Annotated in this window: 17 protein-coding genes, 1 tRNA gene and 1 pseudogene; 5 read left to right on the forward strand and 14 right to left on the reverse strand. The window is 60.2% G+C overall.

What is annotated here, in order from left to right:
* Window positions 1-12 precede the first annotated feature (12 nt).
* From C6558_RS36235 to C6558_RS36245, 3 genes are read right to left on the reverse strand one after another with little or no spacing between them, the layout of a single operon-like run.
* Window positions 13-951 (reverse strand): DUF2184 domain-containing protein, encoded by a 939-nt coding sequence (locus C6558_RS36235; RefSeq protein WP_107028596.1) that lies wholly within the window; start codon window positions 949-951, stop codon window positions 13-15.
* An 11-nt stretch (window positions 952-962) separates the two neighbouring features.
* Window positions 963-1,427 (reverse strand): DUF2190 family protein, encoded by a 465-nt coding sequence (locus C6558_RS36240; RefSeq protein WP_107028597.1) that lies wholly within the window; start codon window positions 1,425-1,427, stop codon window positions 963-965.
* A complete protein-coding gene (locus C6558_RS36245) occupies window positions 1,427-2,575 on the reverse strand; it encodes a DUF2213 domain-containing protein (RefSeq protein ID WP_107028598.1) in 1,149 nt (382 codons plus the stop codon). The genes C6558_RS36240 and C6558_RS36245 overlap by 1 nt, the downstream gene beginning before the upstream one ends.
* Window positions 2,576-2,650: 75 nt before the next feature.
* Between C6558_RS36245 and C6558_RS36250 the strand changes: the two genes are divergently transcribed.
* Window positions 2,651-3,472 carry a serine protease gene (locus C6558_RS36250; protein WP_107028609.1) on the forward strand — a complete coding sequence of 274 codons (822 nt, stop codon included), beginning with the start codon at window positions 2,651-2,653 and terminating at the stop codon, window positions 3,470-3,472.
* Here C6558_RS36250 and C6558_RS36255 read toward each other — a convergent pair.
* Window positions 3,469-4,836, reverse strand: a complete 1,368-nt coding sequence (locus C6558_RS36255) for a DUF1073 domain-containing protein (protein WP_107028599.1) — start codon at window positions 4,834-4,836, stop codon at window positions 3,469-3,471. The genes C6558_RS36250 and C6558_RS36255 overlap by 4 nt on opposite strands.
* Before the next feature lie 69 nt (window positions 4,837-4,905).
* On the opposite strand from C6558_RS36255, the gene C6558_RS36260 reads away from it, so the two are divergent.
* Both C6558_RS36260 and C6558_RS41855 read left to right on the forward strand, forming a co-directional pair.
* Entirely contained in the window at window positions 4,906-5,451 is a 546-nt protein-coding gene (locus C6558_RS36260) for a hypothetical protein (protein WP_025426939.1), read from the forward strand.
* 10 nt (window positions 5,452-5,461) lie between these two features.
* Window positions 5,462-5,944, forward strand: coding sequence for a DUF4304 domain-containing protein (locus C6558_RS41855; RefSeq protein ID WP_025426938.1), 483 nt, complete (start codon window positions 5,462-5,464; stop codon window positions 5,942-5,944).
* Here C6558_RS41855 and terL read toward each other — a convergent pair.
* The 3 genes from terL to C6558_RS36285 all read right to left on the reverse strand — a co-directional run bounded on the left by terL (window position 5,925) and on the right by C6558_RS36285 (window position 8,600).
* Window positions 5,925-7,310, reverse strand: a complete 1,386-nt coding sequence (gene terL / locus C6558_RS36270) for a phage terminase large subunit (protein WP_107028600.1) — start codon at window positions 7,308-7,310, stop codon at window positions 5,925-5,927. The two genes, C6558_RS41855 and terL, sit on opposite strands and share 20 nt — an antisense overlap.
* Entirely contained in the window at window positions 7,297-7,761 is a 465-nt protein-coding gene (locus C6558_RS36275) for a DUF2280 domain-containing protein (protein ID WP_107028601.1), read from the reverse strand. The genes terL and C6558_RS36275 overlap by 14 nt, the downstream gene beginning before the upstream one ends.
* 218 nt (window positions 7,762-7,979) lie before the next feature.
* Window positions 7,980-8,600, reverse strand: coding sequence for a putative metallopeptidase (locus C6558_RS36285; RefSeq protein WP_107028610.1), 621 nt, complete (start codon window positions 8,598-8,600; stop codon window positions 7,980-7,982).
* A gap of 84 nt (window positions 8,601-8,684) precedes the next feature.
* Here C6558_RS36285 and C6558_RS36290 point away from each other — a divergent pair, with 84 nt between their 5' ends.
* Entirely contained in the window at window positions 8,685-9,011 is a 327-nt protein-coding gene (locus tag C6558_RS36290; protein WP_107028603.1) for a hypothetical protein, read from the forward strand.
* A gap of 91 nt (window positions 9,012-9,102) precedes the next feature.
* Here C6558_RS36290 and C6558_RS36295 read toward each other — a convergent pair whose 3' ends face one another.
* Both C6558_RS36295 and C6558_RS36300 read right to left on the reverse strand, forming a co-directional pair.
* Window positions 9,103-9,354, reverse strand: a complete 252-nt coding sequence (locus tag C6558_RS36295) for a hypothetical protein (protein WP_107028604.1) — start codon at window positions 9,352-9,354, stop codon at window positions 9,103-9,105.
* An 81-nt stretch (window positions 9,355-9,435) separates the two neighbouring features.
* Window positions 9,436-9,513, reverse strand: a tRNA-Met gene (locus tag C6558_RS36300).
* Between the two features lie 615 nt (window positions 9,514-10,128).
* Between C6558_RS36300 and C6558_RS36310 the strand changes: the two genes are divergently transcribed.
* Window positions 10,129-10,368: a hypothetical protein gene (locus tag C6558_RS36310; RefSeq protein WP_107028605.1), complete on the forward strand. Its 240-nt coding sequence runs from the start codon at window positions 10,129-10,131 to the stop codon at window positions 10,366-10,368.
* 60 nt (window positions 10,369-10,428) lie between these two features.
* Here C6558_RS36310 and C6558_RS41860 read toward each other — a convergent pair whose 3' ends face one another.
* The 5 genes and pseudogenes from C6558_RS41860 to C6558_RS40470 all read right to left on the reverse strand — a co-directional run.
* Window positions 10,429-10,620, reverse strand: a complete 192-nt coding sequence (locus C6558_RS41860; protein ID WP_107028606.1) for an Imm27 family immunity protein — start codon at window positions 10,618-10,620, stop codon at window positions 10,429-10,431.
* A 133-nt stretch (window positions 10,621-10,753) separates the two neighbouring features.
* Window positions 10,754-11,344, reverse strand: a complete 591-nt coding sequence (locus tag C6558_RS36320) for a transcription termination/antitermination protein NusG (protein WP_107028607.1) — start codon at window positions 11,342-11,344, stop codon at window positions 10,754-10,756.
* The gene (locus C6558_RS36325; RefSeq protein ID WP_107028608.1) at window positions 11,341-11,760 is read right to left on the reverse strand and encodes a helix-turn-helix domain-containing protein; all 420 of its coding nucleotides are present in this window, start codon (window positions 11,758-11,760) and stop codon (window positions 11,341-11,343) included. Before C6558_RS36325 ends, C6558_RS36320 begins: the two co-directional genes overlap by 4 nt.
* The gene (locus C6558_RS36330; protein WP_245449313.1) at window positions 11,750-12,400 is read right to left on the reverse strand and encodes a hypothetical protein; all 651 of its coding nucleotides are present in this window, start codon (window positions 12,398-12,400) and stop codon (window positions 11,750-11,752) included. Before C6558_RS36330 ends, C6558_RS36325 begins: the two co-directional genes overlap by 11 nt.
* Window positions 12,336-12,729 (reverse strand): annotated as a pseudogene (locus tag C6558_RS40470) (hypothetical protein); the annotation flags it as partial. The gene C6558_RS36330 and the pseudogene C6558_RS40470, both read right to left, overlap by 65 nt.

A 12,729-nucleotide genomic window follows, 5' to 3' on the forward strand; every position in this document is an offset into this window, starting at 1 on the left:
AGCGAAAACTCCTCAGATGCCGTCGAGATAGCGCATGGCGCCGGGACGACGAACTTCGACACCGCCGAGGCGGAAGATGCCCGGCACTTCAAACTTCAACAGACGCTGTTCCGCCTGTAGCCAGCGGAGCGGCATAGGCACGTGCATCTTCACGACGTCCGGCGACCGGCGATAGGCCACCATGCGATGGGTGCTGCCGGCGCCGGCGGTTTCCAGACCGAAGACTGCCCGAATAGTCAGCGGCCGGCCGGTCCGGATCGTGTAGATGTTCGCCCGCTGGATATGCTCCAGGATGGTCGTGGTCATCGTCGCGTCCAGACGCTTGGTGGCGATGAGTGCATACCGATCTTGGTCGATCAGGATTGTGTCGGCCTGCTCGATGCCGTTGGATGCGGTGAAGATGACCCCGAGCACGCTGTTGACGTCGGCGAGGATCTCGTCGGCGGTCTTGGTGGTCCAAGTCGCGGTACCGCCCGCCCCGTTAGCCGCGGTAATGGCCGTGACGGACGTGGTATTAAGCAGGCCGGTCATGCCGAGCTTGGAGCGACCGAGGAACGCGACGTTGTCGACGTACTGCTCGTATTTCCGGCGGGCCGCATCGGCGCGGTCGTTCTGCAGGCGGATGCCGTATGCCTGGGCATGGGCAAGCTCCTGCAGATTGTACCGGTAGCCGATCGCCGCCATCCAGACACGGCTGTTGCCGCTGTCCAGCTTGAAGTCGACGAATGGGATGTCATCACCATCCGCCGCGAACTCGCGGGCCTGGCCGACGTCATCGCCCATCGAAAAGAAGTCGATAGCCGTGGTCCAGTCCGGCGCCGAGTTATCGACGGGCACGAGCTCGCGATACTGGAAGTCCGGATACTGGCGAGCATAGATGCCCGGCTCGATGTAGTTCTGAGCCGTGCGCAGGAAGTTCAGCGCCAGCGCGGGCGCGTCAGTGGTGAACATGTGCGTTCTCCTTACTTGGTGAGGCCAAGGCGGAGACGCGCGAGCTGGTTGGTACCGCTCGTGACGCTTGCCCATTCGGCATTTTCGATCAGCTGGTTGGCTGCCGAGTTGGAAACGTTGGTGAAGCCGCCGGTCGGAGTCATATAGACCGGGTCGCCCTGAGCGACGGCGACAAGCGCGGTGACCCAGATCGAACCGTTCTTCATGACGCTGATCTGGTCGTACGGCTTGTAGACCTCGCCGTTGGCGTAGGGCAGCGTGCGATCGACGACGGCAACGCCGGCGAACTTTCCGATCGCTGCCGGCAGCTTCACCGTGTCTTCGACCGTGTCGTAGATCACGCCCACGCCGAACGGGATATTGCCGGAAGCGGCCGCAACGATCATCGACGTGATGAAATGCGGCTCAGTGGTGGCGATCATGCCGGGATAGCCAGCCGGGGTGTCGCGCGAGTAGGAGACGGGTGGAAAGGCCATTATGCGTTCTCCTTCTGATTGCCCATCCAGGCATTACGATCACGGGCAAGCATTGCCTCGTAAGCCTTGTTGGAGTCGGTAAGGTCCGCATCCGAGGTGAGCCCCTGCTTGACGGCATTGCGGAACGGATCGCTGGGGTTCTTGGCCGCGTCCTCGACGAGCGTATCGAAGCGGGCGTCAATGTAGGCGTCGGACTTGCCGGCAATGGCGGCATCGCCGATCTTGGCCGCGACGACGGCCTTGCGGATAGCAGCGTCGGACAGACCTTCGGTCTTGATGTCCTTGGCGATTGCCTTGGCGGTGGCGATGAGATCGCCGCGAGCCTGCACGCGCTTGTCGAGATCGGCGTCAGAAAGCACCTTGGCCTTCGTCGCGTCCAGCTCGGCATCCTTCTTGGCCAGTTCGGCATCCTTGGCGGCCAGAGCCGTCTGGTGTGCCGTTTCCGTTGCGGTCATCTTGGAGATCGCATCGGCAAGCCGAGACTGCAGTGTGGCGATGACGGTGGCGCCCTGGTCGGTTACTTCAACCGGGATGCCATCGACGGTAACCGTCTTCAGGGTCATGATCTTTTCCTCTTTCGGTTTCTGATCACTGGTGACAGGGGCAGCGCCCCACGACCTCACACCGTCGCCGATGCGAGCTTGTGATCCGGCGCGGCCGCGCTGCACAATGGCAACGTGGTTGATCCGGATATCTTTCTGGATGGCGTCGTACTTCTCGCCCTCGGGCGTCGTGCCCGGCTCCCATGCGAGATCGCAGGTGTAGCCGGCGGATAGCTCCCGCTTGCCCTCGTCGACGGATTTGATGGCGGCAGCATCCATGACGATGAGCGGGATGCGGACGAACTCGCCATCGCGGGCGACCTCGTCGCCGATCTGGCCGACAGCCAGGTCTTTCCAGTTGGCAGCGCTGACGGCTTCGTCAGGGTGATCGTTCGTCACCGGCTTGTGGGCGTAGCTGCCGAGGCTGGCCTTGTCGAAGACCTGGTCGGCGGAACGGTACACCTTCACGGACTGAAGTTCGGGCTTGCCCACCTCGCGACCGGCATAAAGCTGGATGCCAGTGCGCGCGGTGCGGACCTCCGCAACAAGATAGCCGTCGGCAGTCCGTCGCGTGCCTGCGACGGTTGCAACATCGAAGAAGTTCATCGATCCAACCTTTAATTTAGCTCGACTTTTGGTTGAGAATCACTTGCTATGTGGCGCAAGGAAGAGGAGGAAATAATGAGCATTTACAACCAGTTGCCCCACACGACGAGCCGCATTGAAACGACAACCGCGAACGGTGGTTCAGTGGGCACCGGGTTCTTCTTCGATATTGCCGTTCCTTCTAAAGGAACAATGACTTGCTTGGTCACCAACAAGCACGTCATGCGCGGTGCAGAGACCGCTACTATCTACATGTCCCGGGGCGGACCAACGGGTCCAATCTTCGGCACTTTCAACTCTTGGAATATTACAGGCAATTTAGCCGACATTGTAATCGGGCATCCCGACCCGGGTGTGGACCTAGCCATCTTCCCAGTGGGCGCCATCCTGAACGAGATGGCCGCGGCCGGCACTCCTCCCTACTATCGAGCATTCGAAGTTTCACAAATCCCGTCAGGCCAGGAGGAGCAAGGATTTACGGCCATCGAAGATATCCTCATGATTGGGTATCCGACGGGGCTGTGGGACCAGACGAACAACCTCCCGATAATACGCCGAGGGATCACGGCAACCCCCTACGCGAGAAATTACAACGGGCGACCGGAGTTTATGATTGATTGCGCATGTTTCCCCGGCTCGTCCGGATCCCCAATTCTAATCGCGAACGAAGGTAGCTACTCTACGCAAGGGAGTATTGTAATCGGCACGAGGTTACATCTCCTCGGGCTGCTTTGGGGCGGTCCTCAATACACAGCGCAAGGGAAAATCGTAGCGCAGCCAGTACCCACCTCCATGGCTCCTATTTCTTTGTCACAAATCCCGACTAACCTCGGATACTGCGTCAAGTCGAAGGCAATCCGCGAAATGATCCCTGCACTCCTGTCCCGTTTCGGTTAGGAGAACTCACCGGCCACTTGCTGGGTCGCAGCAACCAACTCTTCTTCCAACGGCTCTTGCTCGCTAAGCTTGCCATGCTCCTCGATCGCTGCATCGAGGCCAGGCAAAGAGCCGTCTTCGACGAACGTGTTGACCAGAGCGTCCGACAACGCGTCGATCGGCAGCAACGGAGGAGACGTCGATGTGCCTGCGAGCGCTCTGGCGGCATCTGCCTTCGTCTTGAAGACATCGGCTTTTTCCTTCTCCGACATGCCCCAGAGCGGCGCCCACTCGTAGTAGATGTCTGGATCGCGCGAGCCGAGGGCGCTGCGGATGATGCACTCGTCAAGCCGAGCCATTACCGGCGTCATCTCGACGGACTGCATAGCCTGGAGGCGGTCGTAATAGTTGCGCAGGTCGCTTTCGCCGGTGGCGTTCATGCCTGCCGGCGACTGGCCGAGCAATCGGGTTGCCGGAATGTCAGCCGCTCCGGATACCAGCTGCATGAACGACATGAGCACGTCTGGCAGCGTGGCGAAGCTCGCCGTCTTCTGTTCGAACTCCTCTTCCTTGTCGAGGAGGAGGTCGCCGTTGATGCCTTTGGCGGTGGCCGCAAGGGTGTACCGTTCCAGGATCTTGGCGCGGTACCGCTCGTCCCCGACGTTCTGCATGAAGTCGGGAATGCGGATCACGTTGACCTTGGCCTCGAAGACGAGGCTGGCAATGTTCGCCGCGGTACCGTCGGCCTGCTTGATCGCCTCGACCATCGACAGGAGAACGCTGTCGCCCCAGCCCGGATAGGCACTGGTGACGATTTCGTCATCCGGCGCCGGGTTGCCGTTGAAGATGACCAGGCGCGATGGATGAATTTCGACCTGCCGGCCGCCGGTCGAGCTCACCTGATAGATCTTCGGCTTGCCGTACCATTCCGATGCTGGGTCGCGCTCTACCTCTCCGGCCGTCAATTGGCGGCGTGACATGACCGTCAGGTACTTTAGGCCGCCCTTGCCGATGCGCTCAGCGTCGAGCGGAGTGGTGAGATCCTGTTCGCCGGTACCGATGACCAAAGCGGCGCCACCCCAGAGCCGTGCCTTGATCTTCGCCTCAAGGATCTTGCCCTTGACGTTCAGGCGCTTCTCTTCCGCCTCGATCGCCTCGATCTGCGGCTTGGTTGCCTGCCAGTCCCGCCAGGCGCGCACGCTGTCGAATGCCGGAATGTCAACGATCTTCCGCGGCAACCAGGCGCCACGGTAGGCGTTCAGCAACTCCTCGTCCGAAAGCATCGGCATCGAATAGAACGTGGCCGAAGCCTTATCCCGGCTTGTGCCGAGATTGGCGACCATGTTTGTCAGGCTGTCGCGGACAAATGCAATTATGTTACCCATACCCGCTCCAGTTGATTCACTTAGTCAGCGCGGCTTAACAACCCAGCAGAGGGTACGAATTTGAAATCCGTGATCATCGCCAGCTTGAACGCCAAACTCCAACCGCTCGACCGCGGTGAACTAGAAGATGCATTTGACGACCTCATGCAGAGGAAAAGTTTCGGCATGCGAGTCGTGGGTGGAGGAACGTTGCAGGAGGAGAGCGGAGAGATTGCTCATTGTGATATCGAGATCGAAGTCGATGAACTGAATGACGAAACCGTTCAGCTTGCAATTCGTGCCCTGGAATCGATGCTCGCCCCCAAAGGATCCCGCTTGCATATCCCCGATCAGGACCGAACCCTTGATTTCGGCAAGCACGAAGGCTTAGCCCTCTATATCAATGGCACCGACTTGCCTTCTGACGTGTACGCCAACAGTGACATCAACTTTGTCTTTCAGGAGTGTGATCGCCTCTTGAAGGGTGTGGCGTTTGTGAACAGCCATTGGGAAGGTCCGTCAGAAACTGCGTTGTACATGTACGGGAAAGACTTCCAGGATATGCACCGGCGACTCCAACCACTCCTGGAAAGCTATCCCCTGTGCCAGAAAAGCCGTCTCGTACAAATCGCGTAGGTTCGGTCACATGCCACAGCTAAATCCGATCGTGGCCGCGGTTGGCGCGCAGCTGAGGCCGCTCGGTTTCAGAAAGAACGCGAGAAGTTGGTGCCTCGAAAATCCCGAGACCCTTTTATTCGTGAACGTCCAGAAGTCTCAGTTCGGAAACCAGTTTTACCTCAACTGCTCCGTCGTGTTCCGATCAATATCGACCGTTGATCGGCCGAAGGAGTATCACGGAGACATCCGCTTCCGGCTAGAAAGTGTCCTATCGCCCAGCGAAGCTGACTTGTGTGTGGAGCTTCTCAACCTTGAGAACGGCCTATTCTCAGACGAAGAACGGCAAGCGAAGTTCGCCGACCTGGTCGATCGCGCATTGCCCCTCTTGCTCCGATGCAGATCGGAAGCCAGCGCCGCTGAAGCCCTCGCAACTAGGGCGCTTCCTGACTGGATGCTTTCGAAGGCCGGTATCGAACTCCTTCAGCGTCAAACTACACATTCGCCAGGGTGAACGTGCTTGCGCTCAACAGCGCGTTGAAAGCACGGCTCGTGCTGTCGGCGTCATCGTCATGTGCCGCCTCAGGGAAACCCTCGAGCGATGAGAACCAAGCCTCATTCCATGGTCCGCGAAGAACGAGGACATTGCCCGCTTCGACCTGAGCCGAGAACGGACTGAAGCGCGTGATCTTGTCACCGGATTCAGGCGTGGCCCGAACGGTGAAGCCGGCGAGCATCTTCGTCAGGTTGGTTACCTGCGATTTGCCTGCCTGTCCCGGGTCCTGCGGCAGCGATATCTGCACATCCTTGCCGTCAGCTTCGGCGGTGTTCTTGATCAGACGCTCGACACCCGAAGGCGACTGGCGATCGCGGCAATGATGGGCGACGATGTATCGGCCATCCGGCAGCTTTCCGATCTTGGTGCCTGCCGTCCAGTCCGGGTCGTTGCTCTCTGTCTTCGGCGTGGCGCCCAAGTCCCATCCGCGCATCCAACGCGCGCCGGCGGGAATTGCATCGACGACCTCGCACCAGCCGCGGCGAAACAAAAGACCAGCCGCCGGCCGGATCTTCCAGTTGCCACCGAGCAGGCGTTCGCGCTCGACCGTGGGCAAAGCCATGAGGTTGGCGAGGTAGCCGGGGTCGGCCGCCATAAGCGCCGCGTTGTCGGTCAGCTTCGCCGGAACGAATGTCACCGACTTCGGCGGGATAGGCTCACCGTCGAGCGGGTTGATGTAGTCCGACAGCTCTGCCGGATCATCTGCCCAGACGATGGCATCACCGATGCGGACGAACCAACGAAGCTTGCCGGCCCGCTCCGGTATCGGCAGGCCGGTGTCCGGGTTGATCCACCACGAAATGAACTCGGCAACCCAGCTATCGGCATCCGGGTTACACGTCGCCCTGATGTAGGGCCTCACGCCACACATCGAGCGGTTACGCGAGACCATGTACCAGAACTGCTTGGCGCTGAAATGCGTCAGCTCGTCGAAGCAGATCAGCGGGATCTGCGAGCCCTGCCAGTTCAGGACCGTCTTGTCGTGCTCAAGGTGAGCGAACGATACCGAGGCGCCAGCCGGGAAATTCCACTGCAGCACATGCTCTTTCGGTACCGCTCCGATCGAGGGATAGAGCTTCTCGCTCTCATCCCATAGGCCGCCCTCGTTTCGGACCTGCACCGTCGACCGACGAAAGAACACTGCGCCGAACTGCGGATTGGCCACGTGGCGCAGCGGTTCCATGAGCAGTGCCCATGTCTTGCCGCCGCCAGCCGAGCCACCGTAGATGGCGATGTCAGCCGGGGAAGCAAGGAAAGCGGTCTGCGGGCCAGCCTGTGGCCGGATGATTGTCTGGGCGCCCTGCCCTTGCTCAGCTCCTGCCATTGTCGGGTAACTGGAAGATCGTGACCGGTGATACAGGAACCGGCAGATCCTTTCCGTCCTTCCCCGTCAGTTCGCGGCGGTTGGTGTAGGCGTTGCCCACCTCTTCCGCCGCTTGCTTCAACAATGACGAGGCCAGCACCATGTTGCCGGCGTTCTCTGCCTTCTCGGCCATGCGCTGTAGAGCCCGCAGCCGGACGGCGCGGTGGCTGATCGCGATCGAGGCGGTATCCTCAAGGAACGTCTTGCGGGTCTCCTCGAACAGAGCACGCCACTTGGGCGCCAGGCCCGAAGCAGCTTTCTTGTTCGGGTCGTGGCTCTCGACGAGCTGTCGGCTCACATCGAGGCCGAAGTCCTTCTTGACTGCCGCGGCGACGACCGATGGGCTATCGAAGCAAGCCAGCGCCTGCACGATGTAGGTCTTGACCTCATCGGAGAGTTTTGGTTTGGCCATTGATCCGTCAAAGTCCCGTCAAAGGAGCGGCAATTGGAACGATACAGCGCCGATAGACTGAAACTGCAGCTTACTGGACGCGGGCAGCACCAGTGGGAGTGGCAGGTCCTATTAGATGGCGGCAAGCCTATCCGATCGGGCCGCTTGATTGGGGCTCGTATCCGAGCGAAGGCCGAGGGGCGAGCAGCAATGGAAGAGCTGACCGCTTTCGATATGGACTAGGCCACCCTTAGCTGACACGTGCCACATGCGTGCGCGATCTGCACTCTGGCGATCTCTGGCTTCTGGTTGGCTGCATCGACCATGGCGCGGACGCCGGCAGCATCTGCACCATAGCGACGGACGACGCCGACGAACTCTTCGACATCGTGACCACGGATGACGAACACCGGGCGGCCAGTCGATCGGCTGAACTTCGGTGCGCCGAAAGCATCGACATCCTGGGCCGCGTGATAGAGCTCATGCTCGACCAGCGCCATGAACTCGGCATCTCCGCATTCCCGGCAGTAATCAGCGTCCAGCGTGATGATGAAATCAGGGGCGTGGCCGAACCACTGCTTTACTTGCATCTCTGCGCGGGCGCGGGACCACTTGCCCATCGTGCCCTGAGGAGATCCTGTCTCGCACTGGCCGATGATACGGCGGCCCTTCTTGCTGTTGCCGACGATGGTCCAGAGGAAGCCTATATCGGCGTGAGCCAGATGGGAATGATCAGGATTGTGGACCGGTGACGCCGGATCCAGGAACGTAGCGTCCACCCATTTGGGCATGGCTTCAGCCGGGGCGAAGGCTGGCGAATTGACGTCGTCGAACATATATAACGGCGGTTGTGGGCGCATCATCCATCACTTGTTTAAATGATGCTTGAGTGGGCTGCGCTCGGACGCTCAACGCACTTTTTTGATCATTTTTAGGAGAACTGCATGATTTTTGTTTACAAACTCGGCCCCATCGACTTCTGGAACGGCTGGCTTTCTGCTGCCGACTTTGTCGCCGAAACAGAAAATGTCGACGCCAACTACAACGAAGAGACCTTTCTGCCGTTTGTTGAAAAGGCCCAAGACCTCGCCCGCGGCATAGGGTGGGAAGGCGACATGAGGTCCGGACCGTTTGTCTCCGCTCTCCCCAACCCGGATTCGGGCAACCTGTCCGACTTCATCCTTGCGTGGAAGCAGGACAACAACGGCACGACCTTCGTGGCCTCTCCCTATGAACTGCCCTGGCTGGGTCGCCCGACCGCAAGGGGCTGATGTTTCAACCTCTACCCTCTCCTGAGGGTACAAATTGAGACATCGGGGAACCGGGCGGTTAGGCCCGGCTCTCCATTTCAGGCAAGCGCGATCAGGCTCGCATTCGCCCGTCGTCGAGGCTGAGGCCGTGGCTGTCATAGCTCTCGCGGTATACCGGCCGGAGATCGGCGATCTTGCGATAGGCGGCGATACCGAGGCTGCGCAGCGAGTGCCAGGTGTGGCCGGCGACGTAGGGGATGGCAGCGAGGGCAAACGAGGCGACGACGGTTGCGACCGCAGCGCAGATGTCGAACACGCGGTAGAGGCTACGGGCGAAAGCGTGGGCGTAGTGGAACATGCGCATGCTGGTTCCTTTCGGCTGGGAGAATACGAAAACCCCGCTGACCGGGTGACAAACCGGCGCGGGGCTCTTCGGCGCTGAAGTTGGTTGCGGAGACAGGATTCGAACCTGCGACCTCGTGGTTATGAGCCACGCGAGCTACCGGGCTGCTCTACTCCGACAAAGGGGGCCTTGCCCAAGGACTACTCAATCCACCCGTGGCGACGCCGGCCGTAGGCTCGAAGCGTCGGTCACTCAGTGGCATCTGCCCAGAGCGAGGCGGGCTGGTGAAGCTGGCCGGATTCATCCACCTCTCCGGCGGGAGGCAAAGGTCGCCACTACCAATGGCGCTGGAACTGAAGGCGTCCTCGCCTCCTCGTCAATGCCAAAGCAAAACGATTGAGCCAGCGATAAAGACAAGCGAGAGCAATGCGAAACCAATTCGGTTTTTGTCGTCCGATACGTTCCAGCGATGCGTTTTAGCATCCCTGAGGTTCCACTTAATCACGATGAAGCCAGCTAGAAGCAGTAGCCCCCCGAATAGATACTCTCTCACTGCATTAACTCCCGCGACTTCCGGCACGCAGTTTTGGAGCATGAAGTGCGAGGCTCGTCGAGCGCAATTGTGCTTTGTTCATAACGTTGCGGCCACTTCGTTGACCGCCGCGCTATGGGTCGACTTCGCGGGATGTCGCACTGTCGAAATACGACACCTGCCGTATGTCGCCGACACGGCAATAGTCCTAGGCCAAGTTTCCCGCACTCCTTGGCGGGAGGTTCGAACCTAGGAGACTACCAATGAAGATCGTTATCGCCACCCTGGCGTCGCTCGCTTTTGCGACTTCCGCCATTGCTGCTGTGTCTTCGGCGCCAACCGAAAAGCAGTCCACCGTCAAAAGAGCCGGTCAGATTGAATTAGCCTTCGGATCGTCGCGCGGTCTTGCCGCATCAACCAAGAACGTAAACACCGACCCTGGCAAGAAGAGCTCGGCCAAGGGCGGCGCGCAGACTGGTGGAAAGACGATGTTCGCCAAATAATGATACGAGAAAGGGCGGCTTCGGCCGCCCTGAATTAGGACGCACCGCACCGGTACGGGGCTAAGCCTGCCTCAGCCGCGGGCTGCCGCCTCCTTGGAGTCCGGCGTCTGGGTAGTCCATCACCCAACGTTTACCGGTGCTGTCGTCCATGTAGTGCGTCACCCAATTCTGGGAATCGGTTGAGACAAGTCTCAGTTTCGAAGCAAATTCGATAGCGTTTCGCCCGATGAGTTCGACCGCGTTGCCGCTCATGTCAGCTCCAAAAATTGGCAATATTCTGCCATGGCGGGAGGCGGTGACATCCTCCCTAAGGCCCGGCGAGTTTTCCCTCTAATCGAGGTCCGCAATCAGAACAGCCAACAAATCACCAACGATTGCAGTGATTCTAAGCGACTTTGTCGATCAGTTCAAGCGGCAGATCGACGTGAACAAGGCCACCCAAGTATTCAACCACAGCTTTGACGGTGTTGCGGCCAGTGACATCGAGGACGGACGCAAGCATGCCCCCGACGAGGCGATGCTCGGGCGCAACCCGGACGACGGTCGACCGCGGGAACTCCTCTTGCAACTGCTTGCGGCTCCGCTTCTTGCGCGCGTCGCGCTCTCGCTCCAGAGCGGAACCCGCCATTGCCTCAGCGTCCCGCAGGCCCTCGACCTCGAAATCTGAGATACGCAACGGATAGCCTGCAACACCGAGGATCGCCGTCACCCCATCAACGCGGGAAAGCCGGTAGAAATCCCGCGTGGGTAGGTAGACGAACGAATAGCCGGTGATCATAGCGAAGCGGCGCTCGATCAGTTCCTTGGTTCGGTGGTGTTTGATGTCCTTCCGGAACGACGGCATGAAGATTTCGAGGTCGGCGTCTCGGACATTGCGCTCGATGATGAATTCGCCCTTGCGGTCCTCGGTCTCGCCTACGCGCGGAGTCGCTGGGCGCTGGGTTCCTGGACGGGTCTTGATTGCGTACCAGCTCATTGGGCCTTCTCCATTTCGATCTTGCGGCAGGAAGTCAGAACGGTGGTGTGGTCGCGGCTGAAGATCCGCGCGATGGCCGGCAGCGACATCTTCCGCTGGCGAAGCTCCCACATCAGTAAATGGCGGTGTTCCGTGATCGATCGGACGCGCGACGGGCCGACCATGACCGCGAAAGGAATTCGGAGCTCGAGGCAACGCAGCTTCACGTGTTCCGTTGGCGTCAAGCGCGGCCGCTGCTGGAGGCGGTACGCGCGATAGGCCCAGACGTGGTCGTCAGCGGGCGCGCGAAGCTTCGGCTTCGGGACATAAACTTTCGGCGGCTTCGGTTTGCCGAGCAGATTCCGACGACGAACGAGGACGGCGGCGCGATAGATCGGCTCGCTGATTGCAGCCTGTTGCGGGAGTTCAAGCAGCATTGCTCTGCTCCTCCGGCTGGACCTCGGCCATCTCGCCTTCGATCTTCCGGCGGAACGCCATCTGCTCGGCACCAACCTGCCACCAGTCGGGCAATTCCGAGATCTTGGCCCAATATTCGGCCTTCTCAGGCGACATAGGCTCGTGGACGACGACGCCCCGTTCCTTGGCTTTGGCTTCCTCGTGCTCTTGGCGGAACTGGTTGAGGCGGGCTTGCACCCGGGCCATGACTTCGGGGGAACGGTCAACCTCGGGAGCGACACCCTTCAAGGCCGATGCAGTCTCGCGTTTGCGGGCAAGATCCTCGCGGGCTGCCCTCGCCTCCTGCTTTGCCAGGGCGGCAAGGATCGGCGGCTTCGGGATCATGCCCAGCAAGATATCGGGGTTGCCGGCGTAATCGCCCCTGATGAGCTTCTGGGTGGCGATCGTGAGACCGCAGCTCGGCACCCCATCGAGGGCGTAGCCGTAGATCACGTCGAACTTCTGGGCGTCGACACCTTGTGGCAAGCTCATGCCGGCGCTCTGCATGACGCCGAGGCTCCTGACGATGGCGTCGGTGCGTGCCGGGGCCAATCGCTCAGTGAGCGTTGTAATCTCCCGGTTCAAGGTCGAAAGCTGGGCCGGTGCTGGTAAATTCGTCATGGCCTGGATTCCCGTTCAGTTTCTGCTGGATGGCTTCTCGGAATTCCCGCTGGTGGCGGGCATGCTCGGTTTCCCGTGGTGGGGCTTGCTGATGAGGGCGATTGCGGGGTTTGGCCGCGTTGCGCAGCCAGTTGCGCCAGGTCGCCGGCCAATCGAGTTTGGTGGCGTCCTTCCCGGCTTTGGCGTTCCAGTAGTCCCGAAACTTGTCGAACTCGGTCATGGCTTGGGAGCGATCGAACCCGAGTTCGACGGCGAAAACCAGATTGGGCTGGAAGTCGGCAGGCAAGCGCGTCCCGCGTTTGTTGTCCGAGCGAAGCGAGGATGGGGTG

The organism is Ensifer sp. NM-2 (assembly GCF_003024455.1).
GTDB classification, from domain to species: domain Bacteria; phylum Pseudomonadota; class Alphaproteobacteria; order Rhizobiales; family Rhizobiaceae; genus Ensifer; species Ensifer canadensis.

Bases quoted from the DNA above. Each gene is read 5' to 3' on its own strand.
- C6558_RS41855 (WP_025426938.1), top strand. From the start codon at position 5,462: ATGCCACAGCTAAATCCGATCGTGGCCGCGGTTGGCGCGCAGCTGAGG.
- C6558_RS36275 (WP_107028601.1), bottom strand. From the start codon at position 7,761: ATGGCCAAACCAAAACTCTCCGATGAGGTCAAGACCTACATCGTGCAG.
- C6558_RS36295 (WP_107028604.1), bottom strand. From the start codon at position 9,354: ATGCGCATGTTCCACTACGCCCACGCTTTCGCCCGTAGCCTCTACCGC.
- C6558_RS36320 (WP_107028607.1), bottom strand. From the start codon at position 11,344: ATGAGCTGGTACGCAATCAAGACCCGTCCAGGAACCCAGCGCCCAGCG.
- C6558_RS36310 (WP_107028605.1), top strand. From the start codon at position 10,129: ATGAAGATCGTTATCGCCACCCTGGCGTCGCTCGCTTTTGCGACTTCC.
- C6558_RS36285 (WP_107028610.1), bottom strand. From the start codon at position 8,600: ATGCGCCCACAACCGCCGTTATATATGTTCGACGACGTCAATTCGCCA.
- C6558_RS36250 (WP_107028609.1), top strand. From the start codon at position 2,651: ATGAGCATTTACAACCAGTTGCCCCACACGACGAGCCGCATTGAAACG.
- C6558_RS36330 (WP_245449313.1), bottom strand. From the start codon at position 12,400: ATGACGAATTTACCAGCACCGGCCCAGCTTTCGACCTTGAACCGGGAG.
- C6558_RS36290 (WP_107028603.1), top strand. From the start codon at position 8,685: ATGATTTTTGTTTACAAACTCGGCCCCATCGACTTCTGGAACGGCTGG.
- terL (WP_107028600.1), bottom strand. From the start codon at position 7,310: ATGGCAGGAGCTGAGCAAGGGCAGGGCGCCCAGACAATCATCCGGCCA.
- C6558_RS36255 (WP_107028599.1), bottom strand. From the start codon at position 4,836: ATGGGTAACATAATTGCATTTGTCCGCGACAGCCTGACAAACATGGTC.
- C6558_RS36240 (WP_107028597.1), bottom strand. From the start codon at position 1,427: ATGGCCTTTCCACCCGTCTCCTACTCGCGCGACACCCCGGCTGGCTAT.
- C6558_RS36325 (WP_107028608.1), bottom strand. From the start codon at position 11,760: ATGCTGCTTGAACTCCCGCAACAGGCTGCAATCAGCGAGCCGATCTAT.
- C6558_RS36245 (WP_107028598.1), bottom strand. From the start codon at position 2,575: ATGAACTTCTTCGATGTTGCAACCGTCGCAGGCACGCGACGGACTGCC.
- C6558_RS41860 (WP_107028606.1), bottom strand. From the start codon at position 10,620: ATGAGCGGCAACGCGGTCGAACTCATCGGGCGAAACGCTATCGAATTT.
- C6558_RS36235 (WP_107028596.1), bottom strand. From the start codon at position 951: ATGTTCACCACTGACGCGCCCGCGCTGGCGCTGAACTTCCTGCGCACG.